The organism is Paenibacillus anseongensis (genome assembly GCF_009757995.1).
Taxonomy (GTDB): domain Bacteria; phylum Bacillota; class Bacilli; order Paenibacillales; family NBRC-103111; genus Paenibacillus_E; species Paenibacillus_E chondroitinus.
Genome location: NZ_WSEM01000036.1, coordinates 25,729 through 48,525 on the forward strand (window position 1 = coordinate 25,729; position 22,797 = coordinate 48,525).

Sequence of the window (22,797 nt, forward strand, 5' to 3'; positions counted from 1 at the left end):
ATGGAGCAGGTTGTATCGATGCAGACGGGTTTTCCCGCTGGAGGTAAGCGACGGAAAGTTTGGACGCGAGGCGTCGTTAATATTTTGCTTAGTTTGTACGCGCTAGTCACGTTATACCCGCTCATTTGGTTATTTATGAGTGCCTTGAAGTCCAATGAAGAGTTTTATTCACGGCCCTTTTTAATGCCGCTAACTTGGAAATGGGACAACATCGTCCGGGCCTGGAAAGTGTCCGGGATGGGGCTGTCGCTTTGGAATTCCACGGTCGTCACGATTGCTTCTCTCGTGCTGACATTAGTGTTGGGGGCTCTGGCAGCCTTTGTACTATCACGGTTTGAATTTAAATTAAAGCCGTTTTTCATGGGATTATTCCTGCTCGGGATGCTCATTCCGATTCATAGTACACTAGTTCCCCTATTTATTATCATGAAAAAAGTAGGCCTTTTGAATACGTACGGCGCACTTATTCTGCCTTATGCAGCTTTTGAGTTGCCGCTTGCGATTTTCGTTGTTGCGGCTTATTTAGTCACCATTCCCAAAGAAATTGAGGAAGCCGCTTTGATCGACGGCACAGGCTATTGGGGCATTTTCTTCCGCATGATGCTGCCGCTTAGCTTACCAGCGCTCTCGACGGTTGCGATCTTAGGGTTTTTGCGGTTTTGGAATGACTTTGCGTTTGCACTCGTGTTTATCAGCAAGCCTGCGTTGAAGACGGTTCCGCTGAGCTTGTCCGCTTTTGCTACAGGCTATATGACCGATTACGAGCTGACGATGGCTGCGCTTGCCATTGCTGTACTGCCGACAATTGTCGTGTTCCTGTTATTCCAAGAGCAAATTATGAAGGGTATGACGGCTGGTGCTGTAAAAGGTTAATGCCATTCATCATCTTAGGGAGGACATCATGACGAAATTAAAAGTGGCGGTGATTGGTGCCGGCTCCATCTCCGATGCCCATTTGACCTCATATATGGAACATCCTGAAGTGGAACTTTACGGTATCGTCGATATGAACGAGGAGCGGGCGCGCGCCGCTGTCCAAAAATATGGTGCGCAGGTTGCTTTTACCGACTACCGCGAAATGCTGGCTGACCCGCAGGTGGAGGCTGTGAGCATCTGCACGTGGAACAATACGCATGGCGCCTTGAGCATTGCCGCATTGGAGGCAGGCAAGCACGTGTTATGCGAGAAACCGCTCTGCACGACTGTTGAAGAAGCCTTACGCGTCGAGGAGGCGGTTCGCCGCAGCGGCAAGCTGCTGATGGTCGGCTTCGTCCGCCGCTTTGGCACGAATGCGCAGGTGCTGCGCCGCTTCTTGGATGCTGGCGAGCTTGGCGAGATTTACTACGCCAAGGCTTCGTACTTGCGCCGGTTAGGCAATCCCGGCGGTTGGTTCGCCGACAAGGAGCGCGCCGGCGGGGGTCCGCTTTTTGACATCGGCATTCATGTCATCGACTTGTGCTGGTACTTGATGGGACGGCCGAAGGTGAAATCGGTCAGCGGGAACACCTACAAGAAGCTGGGCAATCGCTCGAACATTAAGAACTTGAGCTTCTATAAGGCAGCGGATTATGATGCCTCTCAGAATACGGCGGAAGACATGGCAAACGCGCTTATCCGGTTTGAGAACGGCGCGTCGCTCATGGTCGACGTTTCTTTCACCTTGCATGCGAAGATGAAAAATGAATTCGCTGTGAAAATATTCGGTGATCGAGGCGGTGCCGAGATCGAACCGGATTTCTGCATCGTGAGTGAGAAGCATGACACGATCATCAACGTGACGCCGCAGATTGATCATCCTTCGTTCGAGTTCATGGATGGCTTCCGCAACGAAATTGACCATTTCGTGCAAGCTTGTCTAGGGCGCCAGGAGCTGATTTCACCGGTCCAAGACGGTGTGGAATTGACTAAAATCTTGTGCGCGGTTTATGAGTCGAGTGAAAAGGGGATTGAGATTCAGTTTGGCTGAGTAAGTCAGATCCTGTCAGTTGGTGGATATCAGGTCCGTTGTGGATAACTTTCAAGCCCCTAACCTTATAGGTTGGGGGCTTTTCAGCGCACGCTCGGAGGTGCTACGTGTAATTAACTCCGATTACTCCTGCTAATTTTCTCAATTGACCTGCTTTTGGGCAGAATAACTGGAAATTATACCGCTAATCAAACCTGATTTACCGTATTTTGGGCAACCGCCGACGATTTAGTTGGAGCTTCTACTGTTATTCCATTCCCTACGACAGAGCAGGGTAGAATAACGGTAGGATTTCCATCTATTCGACTAGGCGGCCAATAGCTGGGTGGGGAACCGCTACGATTTCCCCTTGCGCGTAATATCCGCAAGGTTAATCCACTCCTCGTCGGTCACCTCGAGCAGGTCATTGAACTGCCCGGCGCCCTGCAGCCATTCGCCGCCGTCGATCGTGACAACTTCGCCGTTGATGTACCCGGCGTAGTCCGAAATCAGATAAGCTGCGAGGTTCGCAAGCTCATCCTTTTCTCCAACCCGCCGCAGCGGTACGCGGTTCAGCAGCTTCTCCGACAGCTCGGGCGTCGGAGCCAGCCGGCTCCACGCGCCGTCGGTGGGGAACAGCCCCGGCGCGATCGCGACTTGCCGGATGCCATGGCGCGCCCACTCGACGGCAAGCGAGCGCGTCAAAGCGAGCACACCGGCTTTGGCGGCCGCCGACGGCACAACGAAGGCCGAGCCCGTGGAGGCATAGGAGGTGACGATGTTCAGCATCGTCCCGCCGGTGCCTTGCTCGATCCATCGTTTCCCCACTTCCAGCGTCGTGTAAAACGTGCCGTGAAGGACAATATTCAACACCGCATCCACCGCGCGCGAAGATAAATTTTCAGTCGGGCTGGCAAAATTTCCAGCCGCATTGTTAATGAGAACATCGATCCGGCCATAATGTTGTTCCACGGCCGAGACCATCTCCGCGATCTGCTGCGGGTCGCGCACATCACAGCTTTTATAGAACACATCACCATCCATCTCGGAAGCGGCCTTCGCCAATACTTCCTCACGTCGGCTAGTAATGGCAAGCTGCGCCCCCAACTCCAGGAAACGCTCCCCCATAGCACGGCCAAGACCCGTACCTCCGCCTGTGATGAGAATGACTTTATCCTTCAATAAAGATGCATCGAACATATCCATCCTGCCCCTCATCTTGATATTGCCGCATCGCTAATGAGCAGAAGCAGCTTCGATTTTGCTCGATCCAGCTCGCCAGATCCGCCGAACGAGTTCAGTCTCCTGTAAAATAGGTTTGATATTGCTCGCGAAGCTCGCGTTTCATGAATTTTCCAACCGAGGAACGGGGGATTTCGTGTAGGAAAACCACATCGTCCGGAATCCACCACTTGGCAAATTTGTCTTCAATGAACGTGAGCAATCCCTTTTTATCCCCCGCTTGCAAGGCAGCATCTTTAAGGACGACGCAAGCGAGCGGCCGCTCACCCCATTTAGGATGAGGCACGCCGATCACACAGGCTTCATATACGTTCGGGTGCGCCATCAAAGCATTTTCCAAGTCGAGAGAGGAAATCCATTCTCCGCCGCTTTTGACCAAATCCTTGGCTCGATCGACCAGTTTCACGAAACCTTCAGGATCAATGACCGCGATATCTCCGCTATGAAACCAGCCGTCTTGGAAGCCCTCGGCAGTTCGGGCGTCTTTGTAGTATTCGGTCGCTACCCAGGGCCCTCGCAGCCAAATTTCCCCCATCTCCTTACCGTCCCAAGCCACCTCGCCGCGCATTCCGACAATTTTCATATCAAGTCCAGGCACCAGCAGTCCTTGCGTGGCCCGGGTATCGTACTGCTCGTCAAGCGAAGCTTCTTCTTGATAGCTTTTTAGGCGGGCGACGGTAACGAGCGGACATGTTTCCGTCATGCCGTAAGCATGATAGAACGGAACATTCAGCCGCTGCTCGTAGCTCTCAATGAGGCTGCGCGGGGCAGCAGATCCGCCGCAGACTACGGCGCGCAAAGAGGATAAATCCAGCTGCAGCGCCTCTTGCGCTTGAAGAGCAGCTGTCCAAACCGTGGGTACGCCGGCTGCGATGGTGACCTTTTCGTCCGCGATTAAGCGGAGCAGAATATCTGGCGTAGGGGCCGGTCCGGGAAGCACCTGCTTGCTGCCGAACCAGACGGAGGCAAAGGGGAGCCCCCAGGCGTTAACGTGATACATCGGGACGATAGGCAGCACAGCGTCGCGTTCCGAAAGAGCTAGCGTATCCGCCAACCCAATGGATAACGAGTGCAGATAGATCCCGCGATGAGAGTACACGACACCTTTGGGATTTCCCGTCGTGGCCGACGTATAGCACATTCCCGCGGGAGCGCTTTCATTTATATATTCAGGATATGTATAAAGAGGATCACCACTCTCTATCATGTTCTCATACCCATAGACGGGCTGTAAAGAAGTAGGCGGAAGTTCCTTTTTATCCGTCATGATGATGTAGCCTTCGATGGTCGTCAGTTGATCCTGGATTTTTTCTATAATGGGCAGCAAGGTCTCATCTACGAAGAGGAAACGATCTTCCGCGTGATTGAGAATGTAAGCGATATGATCGGCGGGGAGGCGAATATTCACCGTATGGAGGACCGCTTCCATGCAGGGAATGGCGAAATAGGCCTCCAAATGCCAATGATGATTCCAGGCAAAAGTAGCAATGCGATCCCCGGGCTTTACCCCTAACGCTTGCAGCGAGCTGGACAATCTCTTCGAACGTCTGCCGAAATCAGCATACGTATAACGGTGAATGCCGGTACTTGTTCGGGAAACAACCTCTTTTTTGGGGAATAAGGTTTGGGAGCGTTCGAAGAGTGAGCGCAGCGTTAATGGGTAATTGTCCAAATGGAAGCACCTCCGGGGATTGGCTATTTCTATAGTAAATATATAGGGAGGAGGGACAGGATATGTCCGAAATAGGGCTTATGGGAGTAAAAGAATTGACTTTGCCCCCTTTGCATTGCCATATTCTTATAAATGATAAGGATTAAACTTACGTGGAATGAATATAATAAAGATTAAGGGGTTGGATTTAAGTTTGATTTGATTGTATTATAACTTAATATTTCATGATAGAATGGAGGTGAGAGGTGGTGTTGAAAATGTCAGTAATGGAGCAACATATATTGCAAAACAAATTAGAATCCGTCGCAAAACACATGTTCCCATTTGAGGCTGAAAATTTACACGAAGGTATCGCTTTGGTGAAAGTATTGTCTGCTGTTTTAGAAAGTGTTGGTTTTGCTCCTCGAATCATAGACGAAATGGATTTGCTTAAACAAGAATCTTTTGAAAAAGCTAAACAAGAAATTATAAGACAATTGACTCGTGCTGCTGTTCAAGGAGCGAGTATAACAGCTGAACAGAATAAGGTTTATAGCCCGACAGAAGTTGCTCGGATGATGGGTGTCAGCCATACAACCATAAGCAAATACATCGCAGCTGGTAGATTTCAAGGTGTTGAACGCCCTGAACCCGGAAAACACGTTGAAATAACCGGCAAAACGATATTAGAATATCCAAACGGTGAAACTAAAGCTGTTTATCAAATTGCCCTTGAATTTAAAGAGCGGATGCGTCGTGCAGAGGAAGAAGAACAGGAAAGTGAAATTGAATTTATTGAAAAAAAGATTCAAGCATACCAGGAACGGTATGGTTCTATCGAAGACCTAGAGAAAGAGTTGTACTCCGGAACTACACTTTCAAATACATCCGCTGCACTGGACCTCGATGTTTGGAAATATCTCCATGACAGGAGATTTGTACTTCTTGGCTAGCGTAACAAATCTGTTATTTCTAAGTGATGTAGGCTCGTTGCACATGAATTTTCCGGAAGTTGTTCTAAGTGCAAATCTAAAGCCAGGAAGTTCAGCAAAAACTCAAAAATTCACTCTGAAATTAACGTTTTCGAATTCATTTTTAGAATGCGAAGAAAGAGGAACGTTTAACGGTGATTTGTTGGAATATTTCTATAACTGGTACAACGAAGACAACTCACTTATTATGAAATTTCATTATCACGAACATCCAACGGGCACTGATGTAACAACAATTAAACAGTTCGACCCACTCCATATTCACAAAAAGCAAGACCAATTTGATAACGAAGGAAAAGTACACGACCATAGTCCTTTTCAAAGCCTGGATGATATTCTTAACTTCTTACACATGCTTAGTATTGTAGAAAAATATAAAAAATAAAAGAGACCCTCGACTAGGGGCTCTTTTTTTACGTAAATCTTATATTTCCTGCTGGTAATTAAAGCAGCCTACACATTCAAAATAAACTTCTCAATAACGTGTCTGACGCCGTCTTCGTTATTGCTTTTCGTCACATAATTCGCGAGCTCCTTAAGCTCCGGCAAAGCATTGTCCATTGCGACGCCAAGCCCCGCAACTTCCAGCATTTCGCGATCGTTCCACGCATCGCCGAGGGCAATGACCTCATCCAGCGTACAGCCGATATGGTTGGCAAGGAAAGCGATGGCGTGGCCTTTGGTGCCTTCTTTGTGCATGAATTCCAAGTAGTGCGGTTTGGATTTCGTAATGTGCATCTGGTCGCCGAGCAGAGGAAGCAGCTCCTCGCGAATTTGGTCGCAAACCTCCGGTTTGTCGACAATCAGCAGCTTAGGCTGCGGAATGTCGATCCATTGGCGAAGATCACCGATGATATAAGGCGTTTTGGACAGGCGCACGTAATTTTTAATTTTATCGTTATCTTCACCCGCATAAAGCTGGTCGCCATGGTAAAGCTGAAGATGGAGATTTCTCTTTTCGCAATAGTCGAGCAGGAAGCGGGCGCTTTCCACCGGCACCATACGCTCATACAGGACTTCCTCGTCGAGGAGATTTTTGATCGAAGCGCCTTGATACGTAATGATCGGTACGTTAAGCCCGATTTGGTTCGCGATTTTGGCTGCGGATGGGAAGCTTCTGCCTGTCGCAATCGTTACCGTCACACCTTGAGCAACTGCTTGATGCATAGCGTCAATCGTTTCCTGGGAAATCGTCAAATCATCACGCAAAAGCGTATCGTCCAAATCCGATGCTACTAACTTGTAAGTCATGTGTTCCTCTCCGTTCCGATAGGTAGTCTATATAAAAATTCTGCTTTAAGCATACCCGAATCAAAGCGGAATTGCTAGAATAAAGCGAGAGCTTTGTAGTTTACAAGGAGGCGCGTCAACGATGGCATCACTTTACACGGACAAGCTGGAGGCCTTGCTGAGAGCGCACAGCAGCGAGGTGGATGCAGCTGCAATGTCCACTTATATGCGCGACCAATTTCCATTCCTCGGTATTCGCAACCCGCAGCGCGTGGCTTTGACGAAAGCATTTTGGAAGGAGCAAGGCTATCCCAAAGGAGCAGAGGGCGTGAAAGTGGCGGAGGAGCTTTGGGCATTGCCGGAGCGGGAATTCCATTACACGGCGCTGCAGCTGCTCACTCAGCTTCGCAAAAATGCGGATAAAGAGCATATTGATTTGCTCGAACGCATGGTTGTAACGAATTCCTGGTGGGACACCGTTGATCCGATTGCTGACCATTTAATTGGTGTTCATCTACAGAAATATCCGGATCTTATCCCGGTCTATGTCGAAAAATGGCTCTCATCAAGCAATATGTGGCTGCAGCGGACAGCGATTTTGTTCCAGCTCAAGTATAAGCAGCGCACAGACGTGCAGCTTCTTTTTAGCTGTATTCGGCGTATGGCGGATTCGAAGGAGTTTTTTATCCGGAAGGCCATCGGCTGGGCGCTGCGTGAATACTCGAAGACGGATGCTGCGGCTGTGCAGGCTTTTGTCGCTGAGACCGAGCTTTCACCGCTTAGTGTGCGGGAAGCATTGAAGGTCATTCAGCAGAAGGAAGAGAAAGTGCGATAGACTAGTTGATATTTGGAGGAATCCAAAGGAACGAAACTTTTTTACCGCGCCATGATATTGTAAGCGAAGGGGCTGATTCGAAAGCGGCGTAAGCTACTTTTGGACAGCCCTTTTGGCTAACTTTCTTTACCAGACTGCTTTTTAGAAAAAAAGAAGTCAAGTCACAGTTGCGTCATAAAATATAACGCATATATTGTGAAGGTAAAATTATGTTATATATATTGACATATAAGTCACATTGTTTTAAAGTTAATAAAATTCTTTGCAGCGGCATACGGCCGTATGTGCTTGCTCTAACTCATATTTAAGAAGGGAATGATGGAAGATGGCATACAATCGGACGCATGATTGGCTAACGCGACTGCCCAAAGTTGATCTTCATTTGCACTTGGATGGGAGTGTGAAGCCGGAAACAATTCTGGAGCTCGCCCTGGATCAAGGCATTGATCTTCCCGTGTACAATAAAGAAGGCTTGATTCCACATATGCGTGTTGGCGACGAATGCGGCAGCCTCATTGAATACTTGAGTAAATTTGATTTTACGACTCGTTTTATGCAATCGGGTGAAGCTTTGGAACGAATTGCTTACGAGGTGGCTCAGCAATCAGCAGAGCATAATTGCAAATACGTGGAGGTGCGCTTTGCCCCGCAATTGCATCGGAATAATGGTTTGACCGTGGAAGAAACGATTCATTTTGTGGTTGAAGGGATGAAGCGGGGACAACGCGATTTTGGCGTAAAAGCCGGCGTCATTGCGATTTGCATGAGAAATCATTCCTGCGAAAGCAATTTGGAAGTGATTCGAGCGGCAGCCAAGTTTGTAGGTAAAGGCGTAGTCGCCGTCGACTTGGCTGGCGATGAGGCATCCTATCCGCCGGAATGGTTCCGGGAGGTTTTTGCGGAGTCAGGCCGACTCGGTATTCCGGTCACAATCCACGCCGGAGAAGCGGCTGGTGCTGTGAATGTGTACGAAGCAGTAACGAATCTCGGTGCGGTGCGCATTGGGCACGGTGTCAGGCTGAAGGAGAACAGTGACATTCTCGAGCTGGTCAAAGACCGCCGCATCCCTCTCGAAATGTGCCCGATCAGCAACATCCAAACAAAGGCCGTTTCCGGCTGGGATGCTTACCCGATCCGTGAATATTTGGAGCAAGGACTCCTTGTCACCATAAACACGGATAATCCGAGTGTCTCAGGAACGGACATTACGAATGAATACCGTGTGCTGTCCGATCGTTTTGGCTTTACGGAGCCTGAACTCGTCAGGCTTGTGATGAATGGGGTGGAAGCCGCATTTATGGACGAAAGCGATAAGTTGTTGCTGCGGCGGGAGATGGAAGCTGAGATTAACAGTTTAGGGATGGGGTTGCTGAACTGATGCGGTTCCTAACGCTTTTCTCTTGCTAGGCTCTGTCAGAGGGATCTACAGTACTCTATTTCACTGAAATTGCGCTTTTTTCATCTGGAGGGGAACTATGATCCGTTATTTTGTCAGATTTCACCCTAACAACGTGCATTTTGGTTGAATAAGAGCCTGTAGTTCCCCTCAGAAAGAAGATAGCTTGATTTCCTGTAAATAGAGGATACTAGTTCCTTTTCGTAAAGCATTTGGGGAATATCCAGCAGTGAAAGTTGGCAGTATGTAAGTAGAGTGATGGAGTATTTGAAAGTAGCCCAACACGAAAGCCTGACGGCACTGACCGTCAGGCTTTTTATTGATGAATATTTGCAACCTGCCATAGGAAGCTACCCAATTTACCCAAATCACTTGACAATATAGGGTAGGGGGGTATACTATACAAATATAAACAAATACCAATCATTGTGAGGTGACAATCCTATGAGCACCGAATCTGCAGGGCAGCAGCAACCTACCGGAGCAACTGCGACGGTTGATTTCGATATTACAGGAATGACTTGCGCCGCGTGCGCAACCAGAATTGAAAAAGGGCTGAGCAAGATGCCCGGTGTCGCACAAGCTTCCGTCAACCTGGCTATGGAAACGGCCCGAATTTCCTATCAGCCTTCGGAGGTAACACCGGAGGATATGCAAGCGCGAGTAGCCAAGTTAGGATACGAAGCAGCGCGCAAAACAGAACAGGCTGAAACCGGCGAGCATCGCGCCAAAGAGATACAGAAGCATAAACGTAAGCTGTGGATTTCAGCCATACTTTCTTTCCCTTTGTTATGGGCGATGGTTGGCCATTTCTCCTTCACTTCGTGGATTTGGGTGCCGGAGCTGTTCATGAATCCGTGGGTGCAGCTGGTTCTGGCAACACCGGTCCAGTTTCTCATCGGACGCCAATTCTACACTGGTGCCTACAAAGCACTCAGCAATAAGAGCGCGAACATGGATGTGCTCGTGTCGCTGGGAACATCAGCCGCGTATTTTTACAGCTTGTATCTGACGTTCCAGTGGGCAGGCCAAAGCGAGCATCACCATGCGCCTGAGCTGTATTACGAAACAAGCGCCATCCTCATCACACTCGTCATTCTCGGAAAATGGTTCGAAGTTCTCGCCAAAGGGCGCACTTCGGAAGCCATTAAATCGCTTATGGGCCTGCAGGCCAAAAGTGCCCTGGTCATCCGTGCCGGGCAAGAAATCAGCATCCCGCTGGAAGAGGTAGTTACAGGGGATGTCATCATCGTGAAACCGGGTGAGAAGATTCCGGTGGATGGCACCGTTTTGCAAGGCCATTCCTCGGTCGATGAGTCGATGCTGACTGGCGAAAGCCTGCCGATTGAGAAACGCGAAGGCGATACCGTGATTGGTGCAACGCTGAATAAGAACGGGGTTCTCCGGGTGCAGGCGACTAAGGTTGGCCGTGACACGGTGTTGTCCCAAATCATCAAAGTCGTTGAAGAAGCACAGGGATCGAAGGCGCCGATTCAGCGTGTGGCGGACGTCATTTCGGGAATTTTTGTCCCGATTGTCGTGGGGATTGCGCTTATTGCTTTTGTTCTGTGGTACTTCTGGTTGGATCCGGCTAACTTCGCAGGCGCACTCGAAAAAACGATCGCGATCCTCGTCATCGCTTGCCCTTGCGCATTGGGTTTGGCAACGCCGACCTCGATTATGGCAGGGTCCGGACGCGCAGCGGAATTAGGGATTTTGTTCAAAGGCGGAGAGCATTTGGAAGCGGCTCATCACCTGGATGTTGTAGTTTTGGATAAGACGGGTACAGTAACCAAAGGGAAACCACAACTTACCGATATCCAGACGCATGTGGACCAGACCACCTTCCTCCGTTTCGTCGGAGCGGCGGAGCGCAGCTCGGAACATCCGTTAGCTGAAGCGATCGTCCAAGGCATACTACCGTCCGTGCCATCCTTGCCGGAAGCCACGAGCTTTAAGGCCATCCCCGGTTTTGGACTGGAAGCTCAAGTCGAGGGCAGCCAGGTCCTCATCGGTACAAGGAGACTGCTAACCGAGAAGGGGGTTGATATTGGCGAAACGCTGCTTAAGGATATGGAACGTTTAGAGCAAGATGGAAAAACCGTGATGCTGGTAGCCTTTGACGGCGCGTACGCCGGATTCGTTGCTGTGGCGGATACAATAAAGGAAACTTCGCAGGAAGCCGTATCCCATTTGGAAGCAATGGGCATTAAAGTCATCATGATCACAGGCGACAATGCGCGTACTGCAAAAGCGATAGCCGAGCAAGCTGGCATCAAGCAGGTTCTAGCCGAGATTTTGCCGGAAGGGAAAGCGGCAGAGGTGAAAAAGCTGCAAGAGCAGGGGTTCCGCGTCGCGATGGTCGGCGATGGCATCAACGATGCGCCAGCCTTAGCTATGGCCGATACTGGCATGGCGATGGGCACGGGAAGTGATGTAGCCATGGAGGCGGCGGATGTGACCTTAATGCGCGGCGATTTGAACTCCATTGCAGATGCCATTGAAATGAGCAGACGGACGATGCGCAATATTAAGCAAAATCTGTTCTGGGCCCTCGGTTACAACACGATTGGCATCCCAATCGCCGCTTTTGGCTTGTTAGAGCCTTGGGTAGCAGGAGCCGCTATGGCGTTAAGTTCCGTTTCTGTCGTGCTGAATGCTCTTCGATTACAGAGAGTCAAACTTTAAGAGAGCGAGGAGTCTTCCAAAAGGATTGACAATATAGGGGATGGGGGTATGATAGGTAGTAAACAACTCTCAAAGGAGTGAGCCCAATGAACAAAGAAATGGACACGGAAGTAGACCACTGCGACTTGGATGGACACGAGCGGAAGAGTCATCATTCCGATAAACTTAAAGCGGATTTAACGAAGCGGTTGAACCGTATTGAAGGTCAAGTTCGCGGGGTCAAAGGTTTGATCGAGAAAGATACGTATTGCGATGACGTTCTGCATCAAATTGCCGCGATTCAATCGGCGCTGAATGGTGTAGGGAAACTGCTGTTAGCCGGCCACCTCAAAAGTTGTGTCGTCGAACGTATTCAAGAAGGCGACATGGATGTTGTCGATGAATTGCTCAAAACGATGAATACCCTCATGAAATAATCATAAAAAATCAAATCAAATGAAGGAGTGAATGCGATGTCCAGCATTATTTTAAAAGTCGAAGGTATGTCTTGTAATCACTGTGTGAATACCGTTGAGAAAGCCATGAAAGAGCTTGGGGCTGAAGGCAAAGTAAACTTGGCGGGTAAATTAGTGGAAGTGGAATACGACGAGAGCAAGCTGACTGTGGAAGCGATCAAAGAAGCAATCGAAGAGCAAGGTTATGATGTAGTGCAATGAGAATAATGAGTCTTATCGTGTTGTCTCTGGTCCTTGTGCTAAGCGGCTGTGGGAAGTCGCAGACTACGGATCATTCGGTACACAGCGGCGGTCATGAAGCGGGGAGTTCAGAGGAGCAGATTCAGGCAATATTTCAAGTAGCTTCTCCGCAGGCGAAGGCGAAAGCGAAAGAAGATACGACGTTGACGATTCAGATTCAAGATAGTGACGGAAAGCCGATAAACGATTTTGACCTGAATCATGAGAAAAAGATGCATCTAATCGCGGTGAGCAAGGATCTTTCATATTACAAGCATCTGCATCCGGAGTACAACGGAAAAGGTCTTTTTACGGTATCCACGCAGTTCCCTTCTGGTGGCGAATATAGGCTTTTTGCTGACTTTCTGCCTACCGGGAAAGAGAAAACCGTCAAAAGCTACTCCTTGAATGTACAAGGGGACCCCGCACCACCGGTGGCGATTGAACCGGAGAATGCATGGACGAAGACCATAGATGGCAATGAAGTTACTCTAAAAATCGATCATCTTATGGCAGGAATGGAGCTTAATCTAACCTATTCCTTTAAGGACGCAGCCTCAAAAGCGCCTATTAAGGATTTGCAGCCCTACCTTGGGGCAGTGGGGCACGTAGTTATTCTGGACGCGAATGCGGATCAATACCTGCATGTTCATCCGACAGACGAGAAATCAACAGGTCCGGAAGCCCAGTTTATGACGACATTCCCCAAAAGCGGCGTGTATAAAGTCTGGGGAGAATTTCAGCGTGGCGGCAAGGTGTTCACGGTCCCCTTTGTTGTTAAAGTCCCTTAACTTACCCTCTATATCTATATAAAAAAGGAGCCGATCACCATGCCTGCCTATATCATCACGGGAGGTTCCAAAGGCCTCGGAGCTGAGCTGGCGAGGCAGCTCCTGCACCAAGGCGCCGCGGTCCACTGCGTGTCGCGCGGCGAAAGCCAGAGCCTCCGCCAAGAGGCGCTAAGCACGAAAGGTGACTACACCTTTCATGCTTACGACTTGGCGCAAACCGACGGCCTGGATTCGCTGATGGAGCGAATCCTTGGCCTGGTTGATCGAGCGGATGCCATCACGCTGATCAACAACGCGGGCCAGCTCGAGCCGATGACGTTCATCGGTCGAGCTGGCCAAGAGGACCTGCAGATGAGCCTGCAGGTCAATCTCGTCGCGCCCACGTTGCTGACGAACAGCTTCATTCGGCAGACGCAGGCGCTGCCGATCAAGAAGCGGGTCGTCCACATCTCCTCGGGCGCGGGGAAGAAGCCCTACCCCGGCTGGGGGGCGTATTGCACCGCCAAGGCCGGGCTTGATATGCTGACGCGCTGCATTGGCGTCGAGCAGATGGAACAGCCCTACCCGGTGGAGGTCATCTCCGTCGCACCGGGGGTGGTGGATACGGATATGCAGCGGGAGATTCGCGCTGCATCCGAAGAGGACTTCCCGCAGCTAAGCCGGTTCGTGAAGCTGCATGCGGACGGCGAGCTGCAATCGCCAGAAGCAACGGCGGCGCAGCTTCTGGAGCTGCTGCAGCGAGATGCTTTCACGCAGGGCGAGATCGCCGATCTGCGCACAAAAAAGGAGTTAAGCAGCTGAGAAGCGCTTAACTCCTTTTATTCTATGTACTACTGAATGCTTCCTGACACAGACGGTCCGGATGACAGCTCAGAGGTACAAAATTTACAGCGGGTCGCTTGCGCCGGAATATCCGACAAGCAATGCGGACAAGATTTGGTCGTAGGAGCTTTCTCCTTCGGCTCTTCTTTCTTGCGGAACTTGGACAATTGTTTAACAACGATAAAGATGACGGCAGCAACAATTAAAAAGTCTAAAAAGGTAGAAATAAATGCTCCGTATTTCAGAACTGGCGCACCCTTATCGGCTGCAGCGTCAGCAAGTGTATCGTAGTGTTTGCCATTCAAAGATATGAAAAGTTCATTAAAGTTCACTCTGCCCAGCAGTAACCCGATAGGCGGCATGATCACATCGTTGACGATCGATGTAATGACTTTCCCGAATGCTCCCCCGATAATAACCCCCACCGCTAGATCGACCATATTTCCTTTAAAAGCAAAATCTTTAAATTCCTTTAGCATAGCGAACCTCCAACAAACTGCATTTTTTGCATTGTAGCATATTTTGTCGTTGTCAAACAATGAGTTGGATGCTCGTTTGGTTGTTTAATCCTTCAGAGCAGATAAGAGTGGCTGTTCCTTGGATTCCTGCAGCACCTCGCGCAGGGCGCTGATGAATGCTTCATGATCTTCAGGAGTTCCTATTGAAATCCTTACATGATTAGGGAGGTTCCACGCGCCTGCATAACGCAGGATAACGCCTTTTCGCATCAATTGATCATAGATCGCTTTCGCATCAGGGCCAAGTTCCACAAGTACGAAATTACTCATGCTGCGCGTGAAATTGAATCCCAATTCCTGCAGACTGCTGTAGAGCTGTTCTCTGCCGAGTTTATTCATTTCCCGCGTTGCTTCAAGATGAGCATCATCCTGAATGGCGGCGGTAGCCCCGACTTGTGCTAAGGCGTTTACGTTAAAAGGTTCTTTAACCTGACGAATATTGCGCAGAATGCTTGCAGAAGCAATGCCATACCCAACACGGATGCCGGCTAGGCCGTAAATTTTGGAAAAGGTTTGCGTAACGATGATGGGATATCCCTGACGCACCAGCTCAAGCCCGTCGCAGTAATCATCTGCAGTTACAAAGTGACTGTAAGCCCCATCAAAAATAACCAGTACATGAGGAGGGAGCTTATCCATTAGCGCATGTAAGTCCTGTTTTGTCATATAGGTGCCAGTTGGATTATTTGGAGAACAAATATATAACAGCTTCGTTTTCTCGGTTACCGCTGCCAAAAGATCCGCGATTTCATAACGGTAATCCTCACGGAGCGGCACCTGTACGACGGATGCGCCCATCAGATTAGCGCCGAATTCATATTCGCTGAAGGTTGGAGAGGGCACGATGACCTCGTCGCCTTCCTCCAAAAACGTTTCGGATAGGAGTGTAATGAGCTCATCGGCGCCATTCGTGACAAGCACTTGTTCCGGCAGTACCTCCAACTTGCCGGCAATAGCGCTGCAGAGATCAATCGTGTCCGCATCAGGATAACGATGAATATCAGTCAGATAGGATTGAATGGCTTGGACAGCGAGAGGGGATGGACCAATTGGATTTTCATTGGAAGCAAGCTTGGTCACCTTGTCGATACCTAATTCCCGCTGGACTTCCCAAATGGGTTTGCCGGGAGAATAGGGCTTCATGCGAGACAGGACGCCGCGTGGACGGATATGGTCAGTTGTACGATTGCTCAAAAGAATCACTCCTTTAAAGATAATTGCTTTAGTTAAATAATACATTAACTTGGTAAAGTAGTAAAGTATAAAAATCCCATATCCCAACTTTTAGGAGAGTAGTATAATACGTAAAGATGCGTAATTCGACTTAAGGAGAGGACACTGCGCGGATGGGGAAAAAGAAGAGATTTGGTATCCGATCCAAAATCATGCTTGGCTACATTTTCATTTTCGCTTGTATAAGTGTTGTATTCACGCTAGTGATTAATCAAGTGAAATCGATGCAAACGGATAGAAATTATATCATTGAGCATGATTTTGCCGTCCATAGCGAAATCAACAACATCGAAAAATATGTGATGGACATGGAAAGCGGTCAGCGGGGATATCTGATAACCGGAGATTCTGCCTACCTGGAACCCTACCACTCCGCAGAGAACAACTGGCGGCAGTCCTACATGAAGCTAAGTCAGCTTACACGTGAAAATGAGGTCCAGGAACAAAGTTTACAATCGATTAAAAAGGCCATAGAGCACTGGATCATGCAGCTCGACGGGACACCCGGTCCAGTCATGAAAAGGGATCAAGGTGCAGGGACATATACCGTCAATCCTTATGATTTTTATTTGGGCAAGCAAAATGTGGAGGATATCCGCTCTCAGCTCGATCGTTTCCGGAATATTGAGATAGCGCTTACCAAAGATAGGGCCAAGCTCTTGGACGATCAGAACCGGATGTTCACAAGATCCTTGTTTGTTATGTTGACCCTGCTGCTTATTTTCTCGTTAACAGCTGCACTCTTGATATCGCAGTCGATTGTTGGGACGATCAAGCAGGTTACCAAAAGTATTTTGAAATTAAGCTCCTTCAAGAGAGACTATACACAGCGCATCCAAGTCACAATGAACGATGAAGTAAAGGATCTCGCTGATGCAACGAATATGCTTTTAGAGAACCAAGAGGAAATCGAATGGCAGCAGCGCAAGCTTGCGGAAGTGGTTCATATGCTTCAAGGCATATCGGACATGGAGACGCTAGGTTCTTCCTTTATTAGTAAAGCCGCTGAGCTTTTTGGTGCGTCCTTCGGACTGCTTTACCTCCGATCCACCCACAAGGGCAAGGTTACGATGGAGAAAATAGCAGCCTACGCCATGATGATGGATAACGAGAATGACGTCGGGATTCAGCGGTTTCATCTGGGGGAAGGGCTCGTCGGTCAATGCGCGCTGGAGAAGCGGATGTTCCATTTCATGAATGTGCCTGATCATTATCTCAAAATAACGTCCGGACTCGGCGCTGTAAAAGCGCAAAGCGTACTGATTGTGCCGATTTTACATCATCATGAAGTTATTGCCGTTATGGAATTAGCCAGTTTAAATAAGTTTACCCATCAACAGATGGAGCTTCTTGAAGATATTCTCGACGTTCTCGGAACCATCGTGCACAGTGTGCAATCGCGCGTTGAAGTGGAGCGTTTGCTTCGGGAATATCAACTGATGACGGAAGAGCTGCAGATTCAAACGGAGGAGCTCCAAAGCCAGCAGGAAGAGCTGCACATGACGAATGAACAGTTAGAGGAACATAACCGATGTGCGGATGAAAGGTCCAAGGAACTTGAACGCATCAAGGTGGCTCTCGAAGAACATGCGGTTCAGCTGCAGCTAAGCTCCAGATACAAATCGGAGTTTCTGGCTAATATGTCGCATGAGTTTCGTACCCCGCTTAACAGCGTGCTTATTTTATCCCAAATGCTGCAAGAAAATAAGATGGGGAACTTGAGTAGTGATGAGCAGGAATACGCCCGTGTGATTCATTCCTCAGGGACAGATCTGCTGCTGCTTATTGACGATATTCTCGATTTATCCAAAGTGGAAGCCGGCAAGCTGGATATCCATATCGGAGCGTTAAATGTAAGAGAGCTTCCTAAGCTCATTCGAAGTCAATTTTCCAAGGTGGCTGAACAGCGCAATCTGACTTTGAACATTGACCTGGAACTCCCGGTGCCGGAGCACTTTTATACGGACGAGCAGCGTCTCAGTCAAATTTTGAAAAACTTGTTGTCCAACGCGTTTAAGTTTACGCATGAGGGCGGTGTTCACGTGAGTATCAAGCGTTGTGAAGCGGATCAAGTCACCCAGCTGCTGCCTTCCGCTGACCCTAGTCAAGAAGTTCTGGCCATTTCGGTTAAAGATACGGGGATCGGTATTCCTCTAGACAAGCAGGCGCTTATTTTCGAGCCCTTCCGGCAAGCTGATGGCACGACCAATCGGAAATACGGGGGAACGGGCCTTGGCCTCTCCATTTCTCGCGAACTGGCGGGACTGCTTGGCGGGGACATCGGCATGAGCAGCGAAGAGGGGGTTGGAAGCACTTTCACGGTCTACCTCCCATCCTTGGAGCCGGGGATCAGTGAGTTTCAACCGGCATGGGAGGAAGCCGCAGCAGCCTATGACGCCACTCCGGCGAAGCTGGAAGAGCCTTCTCTCCCATTGGCTGAACCAAACTTTCTGCGAGGGAAGGTTGTGCTGGTCGTTGACGATGACGTGCGAAATGTTTTCGTGCTAAGCAACGCTTTTGAAAATGAAGGGATGACCGTCATCATTGCACACGATGGGCAGGAATGTCTGGCTATTTTGCAGAAGGAGCCGCAGATTGATATCATCCTTATGGATATGATGATGCCCGTAATGGATGGCTATGAGGCCATGCGTACGATTAGAAAAGACGAGCGCAACGAGCATCTGCCCATTATTGCCATAACGGCGAAAGCGATGAAGCAGGACCGTGATATTTGCCTGCAAGCAGGCGCTTCCGACTACATCAGCAAGCCATTGAATTTAAACCAGCTGCTTTCGCTTATGCGAGTTTGGCTGGCATAATCAAAAAGGTCTTTGATTTCTCCCGCGAGGGATTGATCAAAGACCTTTCTTTTATTAGTTAATGGGATTAATAAATGGATAAGTGCTTTTTATTTAAGATCCAAACGTACGTCGCGCCCGTCATCCTGAACGGATAGCTCTTTACCCGCCGCTTTCAAGGAGTTCGCGTAACTGACCCAAGCATCGAGCATGATGGCGCCATCTTTCCAATCCTTCACTTCACCGAAAACGGTAAAGCCATCGCCGCTGCCTGTTGCCATAAAATCATTCGTCGTCACTTTGAACGTGCGGTCTGTGTTGAACTTGCCGTCCACGTAGATCGGCGTACCATCTACCAGCGTGATTTTGGAATATTTCTCGCCAAGAGGTTTAGTGCTGTCCCACTCGACTTTCAGACCGGAGAATTGAATAGCCGGAAGATTCGTATACTTGTCCGTTACTTCCAAGGCTTTTTTGATTTGCTCAGCCGTCATTGTGCCTGTCACATTGTAGTTGCCGAAAGGGAATACTTCAAACATTTCACCATAGGTTAGATCGCCTTTATCTACATCTGCACGGATACCGCCGATATTTGTGAAGGCGATGTCGGATTTCTCGGCAGCGCGCATAGCGTCCGTGATGCTGTTGCCCAGCTGTGAAGCGCCATCGCGATCTACGCCGCCATTTTTATCGAAACGGAATGATTTACGTCCAAGCGGTTCAGCGGCAACGACTTCAACTTCACTGGATTTCGTTGAAATTTTCGCCTTGTAGTCTTCTACCGTTTGGTGAATTTTCTCGTCAGCCGTGGTCAGGTTCGTGTAGGTTTCAAGTAAGCTGGCGTTCGATGAAACAACCTGTTTAGTCGTTTTATCTACAAATAATTGAATGTGGCCAACCGCGTACAACCAGCTTTGCGCTTCTACAACTGGGATGCCGTTCACAATTCCGGAAACACGCAAATGGGAGTGTCCACCGACGATTGCATCCAGTGTGCCGTTGCCTGTGCCTTTGGCCAGATCTGCAAGCTCGCTGATGATTTCAGCGGATTTTTGGTTTTGCTCACCGGGCAGGTGGGAAGTGACCATAATGATGTCAACGCCTTTGGCGCGCAGTTCAGCTGACAATTCTTTGGCTAAAGGGACTGGATCCACGAAGGAAAGTCCTTCGATGTTCGTTGATTTGGTCGTTGACGTTGTTTGCGGAGTCGCGAAGCCGATGATGCCGATTTTTAGTCCATCTTTTTCAACGATCACGTAAGGTTGTGTCCAATCTACGCGTTCGCCTGTTTTTGTGTCGATAATATTAGCGCCTAGAATAGGGAACTTCGCATTCTTAATGTTATTAATTAAAACGTCACGGCCAAAATCGAACTCGTGGTTTCCGATAGCTGCTGCATCGTATTTCACTTGAGCCATGGTATCCATGACGGATTGACCATTGGTTGTATTCGAAATAAGCGTGCCCTGCCAAGCGTCTCCGCCGTCTACCACAACAGTGCCTTCCGGATTCACAGCACGGAAATCGGTAACGATTCCGCCAACGGTTTCAATACCGCCTTGGCCTTGGTTGCGTTTTTTATCGAAGCCAACTTCGATTTTACCGTGAATATCATTTGTAGTTAGAATATCAACGACCTTAAATAAAATCGGCTTAAGCGCCTTGGCAACTTCATCACGCGTAACGGCTGCTGTCGGATTGAAGTTTCCATCCAGTGTCGGGCTGAAAATTCCGCTGATGACGGCATACGCGACATAAGGGCGGGACTCTTTTGCAATGGAATCGGAGTCTTTGAAGTAGTTCAAAACATTCTCATTCACGCTTGGCAGCTTACCGCCCGTTACCACTTTCACGATCAACTCGGCTAGCTCTTGGCGAGTAACCGCAGCATCCGGGTGGAACGTTCCGTCAGCGAATCCGCTGATCAGCTTCGCTGCAACCGCATTGGCAACCGCTTGTTTCTGCCAATTTGCGAGATCAGTGAACGTGACAGAAGCGGGATCTGCGCTTTGCAATTTCGCTGCACGGTTGATCATGGTAGCAACTTCAGCACGTGTTGCCGGGTTTGCACCGCGGTAGTCGGTATCTCCGTAGCCTTCGATTGCGCCGTTATCAATGGCAAGACGCATATCTGATTTCATCGCAGTCTTAGTGGTAGATGCTGGTGCTGCTGTGTCGGCAAAAGCGATACTGCCGGTAAAAGTGCCTGTAAGAGCGGTTACAAGAGCGAGGGCTGTAAGTCGAGTTTGGAATGTTTTTTTCATGTGGTAGAAAGACCTCCTTCATAATAATAGAACATAGGTTAATTAACACGTCTATTAGTATAAAGGAAATTGGTAGTTTTTGAGAAGTGAAGAAATTATTATTATAAAAATCAACAAAAAAAGCCCTTATCCCTCCAAGGGTTTAAGTGGCTTTGTAGTCATTATGAACTTCAAAATGATAGATTGTATTGCGAGTAAGTACGCGAAAATCCAATCCGTCTCTATCTATGGCTTGAACTCTAGTTGTTTTGAATGGAATATATCGATGTATGCCGGATAAGATCATCGGTGACCCGACTTCAGTTGGGTTCATCTCACGAAAAGTCTGCCCTTGAATCTCATCAAAATCAAAACGTTCAGATCGATGTTTGGGCGTAATCCCATCCACCTCGTAGATTTGAAGAAGCTTTAGCAATCTCATGTTGTTACCCTCCCATCTAACCTTCCTAGCATCAGTATACAACGTCTAAGGTATCTAAGCGAAATTTTAAACCTAACACTTAACTAATAATGTTCTCACACTTTCCTTATTTCCAAAATATACAATTGAAACATTGGAATTGGGGGGTGGCCTTGTATGATACATACGAGAGTGCGTGTCGAGGAAAAAGAAGTTCTTATGTTTTATGAATCCAAGCATCAGGATCATTTGCATGTTGCAGTTGAAACGATTCTCAAGCATTTATCTAATGAGAAAATCCGCAGAGTGTTTGATGACCTTGGCTTGGTCAATATTACGAATGAGGAAGTTACGTTGTTTTCGCTTAATGGCGAGATTGAAACACTTTGCATAACTTAGATGCCTTTCGCTAATCTATTCCTATGTGGTTTAAATTATGACTGATCAGGTGTAACGATATAGATTTGTTATTTTGAAATTACTAGTAGGATGTTCTAGCCCTCATTTGCTATTTTCGTTACAATAATAGGAAGTAGGAGTTTAATAGGAGGTTATGAACAATGGCAGTTTTGAAAATGGAGCACGTTGGTGTGATGGTGGCAAATCTAGAAGCGTCGATACGTTTCTATGAGGAAGTAATTGGGCTTAAGCACAAAGGGACGTTGCTTCACACAAATGGCGTCATCCGCCTTGCCTTTCTGGGCTTTGAAACGTTGAATGAAACGGAAGTTGAGCTCATCGAAGGTTACAATGCAGGTTTGCCGCAAGAAGGGAAAGTTCATCATTTGGCTTTTACCGTTGACGACGTTGAAGCGGAGTTTACGCGGATTCAAGGACTGGACGTTCAGCAGATAGATGAAGAAATTACGACGCTGCCTAATGGCTCCAGGTATTTCTTCTTTAATGGGCTAGATGGTGAGCGCATTGAGTTTTTCCAAACGACTCGTTAATTAAATGTACATCTAATAACATACGCGAATGAGACGGGTGCATCTGATGCATCCATTTTTTATGTATGAATAGAACAAAACATTCAAAAGAGTGGCAATTGTGGAACATTTCCAAAGGGGTTGTAATTGGTTATCGAGCGTGGTACATTATACCTCGTTGCTTCGGACGGCGAATCACTTAGAACGATAAAGTGAATTTGCTTCGAAGGGCGACATGTGGTAGTATTAATTTCCCAACAGAGAACGACAGAAATTGACAAGAAAAAAGTGCTTGCAATTGATGAACGAGCTGTGGTATATTACTTCTCGCTGCTTCGGTAACACGGCAGTGAGCGAAAGAAATTGATCTTTGAAAACTGAACAAC

At 48.3% G+C, this 22,797-nt stretch carries 21 protein-coding genes; 14 read left to right on the top strand and 7 right to left on the bottom strand.

What is annotated here, in order from left to right; translation table 11 throughout:
• On the top strand, nucleotides 1-873 hold the full coding sequence (locus tag GON05_RS34205; protein ID WP_127458202.1) for a carbohydrate ABC transporter permease: 873 nt from the start codon (nucleotides 1-3) through the stop codon (nucleotides 871-873).
• A gap of 28 nt (nucleotides 874-901) precedes the next feature.
• Nucleotides 902-1,966: a Gfo/Idh/MocA family protein gene (locus GON05_RS34210; RefSeq protein WP_157325980.1), complete on the top strand. Its 1,065-nt coding sequence runs from the start codon at nucleotides 902-904 to the stop codon at nucleotides 1,964-1,966.
• Nucleotides 1,967-2,302: 336 nt separating this feature from the next.
• Here GON05_RS34210 and GON05_RS34215 read toward each other — a convergent pair whose 3' ends face one another.
• Complete coding sequence (locus GON05_RS34215) at nucleotides 2,303-3,145, bottom strand: SDR family oxidoreductase (protein WP_157326010.1); 843 nt, start codon at nucleotides 3,143-3,145, stop codon at nucleotides 2,303-2,305.
• Nucleotides 3,146-3,242: 97 nt separating this feature from the next.
• A complete protein-coding gene (locus tag GON05_RS34220) occupies nucleotides 3,243-4,859 on the bottom strand; it encodes a long-chain fatty acid--CoA ligase (RefSeq protein ID WP_157325982.1) in 1,617 nt (538 codons plus the stop codon).
• Nucleotides 4,860-5,116: 257 nt separating this feature from the next.
• Here GON05_RS34220 and GON05_RS34225 point away from each other — a divergent pair, with 257 nt between their 5' ends.
• Together GON05_RS34225 and GON05_RS34230 are read left to right on the top strand one after the other, a co-directional pair.
• Nucleotides 5,117-5,791 carry a MerR family transcriptional regulator gene (locus GON05_RS34225; protein ID WP_157325983.1) on the top strand — a complete coding sequence of 225 codons (675 nt, stop codon included), beginning with the start codon at nucleotides 5,117-5,119 and terminating at the stop codon, nucleotides 5,789-5,791.
• Nucleotides 5,784-6,215, top strand: coding sequence for a toxin-antitoxin system TumE family protein (locus GON05_RS34230; RefSeq protein WP_157325984.1), 432 nt, complete (start codon nucleotides 5,784-5,786; stop codon nucleotides 6,213-6,215). Before GON05_RS34225 ends, GON05_RS34230 begins: the two co-directional genes overlap by 8 nt.
• Before the next feature lie 68 nt (nucleotides 6,216-6,283).
• Here the strand turns inward: GON05_RS34230 and GON05_RS34235 are convergent, their stop codons facing one another.
• Entirely contained in the window at nucleotides 6,284-7,081 is a 798-nt protein-coding gene (locus GON05_RS34235) for a Cof-type HAD-IIB family hydrolase (RefSeq protein ID WP_157325985.1), read from the bottom strand.
• Nucleotides 7,082-7,202: 121 nt separating this feature from the next.
• Here GON05_RS34235 and GON05_RS34240 point away from each other — a divergent pair, with 121 nt between their 5' ends.
• The 7 genes from GON05_RS34240 (at nucleotide 7,203) to GON05_RS34270 (ending at nucleotide 14,245) form a co-directional block, all read left to right on the top strand.
• Nucleotides 7,203-7,895, top strand: coding sequence for a DNA alkylation repair protein (locus GON05_RS34240; RefSeq protein ID WP_157325988.1), 693 nt, complete (start codon nucleotides 7,203-7,205; stop codon nucleotides 7,893-7,895).
• Nucleotides 7,896-8,220: 325 nt separating this feature from the next.
• Complete coding sequence (add, locus tag GON05_RS34245; protein WP_157325990.1) at nucleotides 8,221-9,273, top strand: adenosine deaminase; 1,053 nt, start codon at nucleotides 8,221-8,223, stop codon at nucleotides 9,271-9,273.
• A gap of 462 nt (nucleotides 9,274-9,735) precedes the next feature.
• Nucleotides 9,736-11,979, top strand: a complete 2,244-nt coding sequence (locus GON05_RS34250; RefSeq protein ID WP_157325992.1) for a heavy metal translocating P-type ATPase — start codon at nucleotides 9,736-9,738, stop codon at nucleotides 11,977-11,979.
• Nucleotides 11,980-12,065: 86 nt separating this feature from the next.
• Complete coding sequence (locus tag GON05_RS34255; RefSeq protein WP_157325994.1) at nucleotides 12,066-12,395, top strand: metal-sensitive transcriptional regulator; 330 nt, start codon at nucleotides 12,066-12,068, stop codon at nucleotides 12,393-12,395.
• 36 nt (nucleotides 12,396-12,431) lie between these two features.
• Nucleotides 12,432-12,635, top strand: coding sequence for a copper ion binding protein (locus GON05_RS34260; protein WP_127458195.1), 204 nt, complete (start codon nucleotides 12,432-12,434; stop codon nucleotides 12,633-12,635).
• 5 nt (nucleotides 12,636-12,640) lie between these two features.
• On the top strand, nucleotides 12,641-13,444 hold the full coding sequence (locus GON05_RS34265; protein WP_338114254.1) for a hypothetical protein: 804 nt from the start codon (nucleotides 12,641-12,643) through the stop codon (nucleotides 13,442-13,444).
• A 39-nt stretch (nucleotides 13,445-13,483) separates the two neighbouring features.
• On the top strand, nucleotides 13,484-14,245 hold the full coding sequence (locus GON05_RS34270; protein ID WP_157325997.1) for a (S)-benzoin forming benzil reductase: 762 nt from the start codon (nucleotides 13,484-13,486) through the stop codon (nucleotides 14,243-14,245).
• A gap of 29 nt (nucleotides 14,246-14,274) precedes the next feature.
• On the opposite strand, the gene mscL is transcribed toward GON05_RS34270, so the two are convergent.
• Nucleotides 14,275-14,745: a large conductance mechanosensitive channel protein MscL gene (gene mscL, locus GON05_RS34275; RefSeq protein WP_127458713.1), complete on the bottom strand. Its 471-nt coding sequence runs from the start codon at nucleotides 14,743-14,745 to the stop codon at nucleotides 14,275-14,277.
• A gap of 84 nt (nucleotides 14,746-14,829) precedes the next feature.
• Nucleotides 14,830-15,927, bottom strand: a complete 1,098-nt coding sequence (hisC, locus tag GON05_RS34280; protein ID WP_246239700.1) for a histidinol-phosphate transaminase — start codon at nucleotides 15,925-15,927, stop codon at nucleotides 14,830-14,832.
• 203 nt (nucleotides 15,928-16,130) lie between these two features.
• Here hisC and GON05_RS34285 point away from each other — a divergent pair, with 203 nt between their 5' ends.
• Nucleotides 16,131-18,839, top strand: a complete 2,709-nt coding sequence (locus GON05_RS34285; RefSeq protein WP_157326001.1) for an ATP-binding protein — start codon at nucleotides 16,131-16,133, stop codon at nucleotides 18,837-18,839.
• A gap of 89 nt (nucleotides 18,840-18,928) precedes the next feature.
• On the opposite strand, the gene GON05_RS34290 is transcribed toward GON05_RS34285, so the two are convergent.
• Both GON05_RS34290 and GON05_RS34295 read right to left on the bottom strand, forming a co-directional pair.
• The gene (locus GON05_RS34290; RefSeq protein ID WP_157326003.1) at nucleotides 18,929-21,082 is read right to left on the bottom strand and encodes a 5'-nucleotidase C-terminal domain-containing protein; all 2,154 of its coding nucleotides are present in this window, start codon (nucleotides 21,080-21,082) and stop codon (nucleotides 18,929-18,931) included.
• 142 nt (nucleotides 21,083-21,224) lie between these two features.
• Nucleotides 21,225-21,503 (bottom strand): hypothetical protein, encoded by a 279-nt coding sequence (locus GON05_RS34295; RefSeq protein ID WP_127458709.1) that lies wholly within the window; start codon nucleotides 21,501-21,503, stop codon nucleotides 21,225-21,227.
• A gap of 156 nt (nucleotides 21,504-21,659) precedes the next feature.
• Between GON05_RS34295 and GON05_RS34300 the strand changes: the two genes are divergently transcribed.
• Together GON05_RS34300 and GON05_RS34305 are read left to right on the top strand one after the other, a co-directional pair.
• Entirely contained in the window at nucleotides 21,660-21,881 is a 222-nt protein-coding gene (locus GON05_RS34300) for a hypothetical protein (protein WP_127458708.1), read from the top strand.
• Nucleotides 21,882-22,042: 161 nt separating this feature from the next.
• Nucleotides 22,043-22,432, top strand: a complete 390-nt coding sequence (locus GON05_RS34305) for a VOC family protein (protein ID WP_157326005.1) — start codon at nucleotides 22,043-22,045, stop codon at nucleotides 22,430-22,432.
• Nucleotides 22,433-22,797 lie beyond the last annotated feature (365 nt).

What these genes read in the sequence shown, in the direction of transcription:
- GON05_RS34205 (WP_127458202.1), top strand. Translation starts at nt 1, where the DNA reads ATGGAGCAGGTTGTATCGATGCAGACGGGTTTTCCCGCTGGAGGTAAG.
- GON05_RS34210 (WP_157325980.1), top strand. Translation starts at nt 902, where the DNA reads ATGACGAAATTAAAAGTGGCGGTGATTGGTGCCGGCTCCATCTCCGAT.
- GON05_RS34215 (WP_157326010.1), bottom strand. Translation starts at nt 3,145, where the DNA reads ATGTTCGATGCATCTTTATTGAAGGATAAAGTCATTCTCATCACAGGC.
- GON05_RS34225 (WP_157325983.1), top strand. Translation starts at nt 5,117, where the DNA reads ATGTCAGTAATGGAGCAACATATATTGCAAAACAAATTAGAATCCGTC.
- GON05_RS34235 (WP_157325985.1), bottom strand. Translation starts at nt 7,081, where the DNA reads ATGACTTACAAGTTAGTAGCATCGGATTTGGACGATACGCTTTTGCGT.
- GON05_RS34240 (WP_157325988.1), top strand. Translation starts at nt 7,203, where the DNA reads ATGGCATCACTTTACACGGACAAGCTGGAGGCCTTGCTGAGAGCGCAC.
- add (WP_157325990.1), top strand. Translation starts at nt 8,221, where the DNA reads ATGGCATACAATCGGACGCATGATTGGCTAACGCGACTGCCCAAAGTT.
- GON05_RS34250 (WP_157325992.1), top strand. Translation starts at nt 9,736, where the DNA reads ATGAGCACCGAATCTGCAGGGCAGCAGCAACCTACCGGAGCAACTGCG.
- GON05_RS34255 (WP_157325994.1), top strand. Translation starts at nt 12,066, where the DNA reads ATGAACAAAGAAATGGACACGGAAGTAGACCACTGCGACTTGGATGGA.
- GON05_RS34260 (WP_127458195.1), top strand. Translation starts at nt 12,432, where the DNA reads ATGTCCAGCATTATTTTAAAAGTCGAAGGTATGTCTTGTAATCACTGT.
- GON05_RS34265 (WP_338114254.1), top strand. Translation starts at nt 12,641, where the DNA reads ATGAGTCTTATCGTGTTGTCTCTGGTCCTTGTGCTAAGCGGCTGTGGG.
- GON05_RS34270 (WP_157325997.1), top strand. Translation starts at nt 13,484, where the DNA reads ATGCCTGCCTATATCATCACGGGAGGTTCCAAAGGCCTCGGAGCTGAG.
- mscL (WP_127458713.1), bottom strand. Translation starts at nt 14,745, where the DNA reads ATGCTAAAGGAATTTAAAGATTTTGCTTTTAAAGGAAATATGGTCGAT.
- hisC (WP_246239700.1), bottom strand. Translation starts at nt 15,927, where the DNA reads ATGAAGCCCTATTCTCCCGGCAAACCCATTTGGGAAGTCCAGCGGGAA.
- GON05_RS34285 (WP_157326001.1), top strand. Translation starts at nt 16,131, where the DNA reads ATGGGGAAAAAGAAGAGATTTGGTATCCGATCCAAAATCATGCTTGGC.
- GON05_RS34290 (WP_157326003.1), bottom strand. Translation starts at nt 21,082, where the DNA reads ATGAAAAAAACATTCCAAACTCGACTTACAGCCCTCGCTCTTGTAACC.
- GON05_RS34295 (WP_127458709.1), bottom strand. Translation starts at nt 21,503, where the DNA reads ATGAGATTGCTAAAGCTTCTTCAAATCTACGAGGTGGATGGGATTACG.
- GON05_RS34300 (WP_127458708.1), top strand. Translation starts at nt 21,660, where the DNA reads ATGATACATACGAGAGTGCGTGTCGAGGAAAAAGAAGTTCTTATGTTT.
- GON05_RS34305 (WP_157326005.1), top strand. Translation starts at nt 22,043, where the DNA reads ATGGCAGTTTTGAAAATGGAGCACGTTGGTGTGATGGTGGCAAATCTA.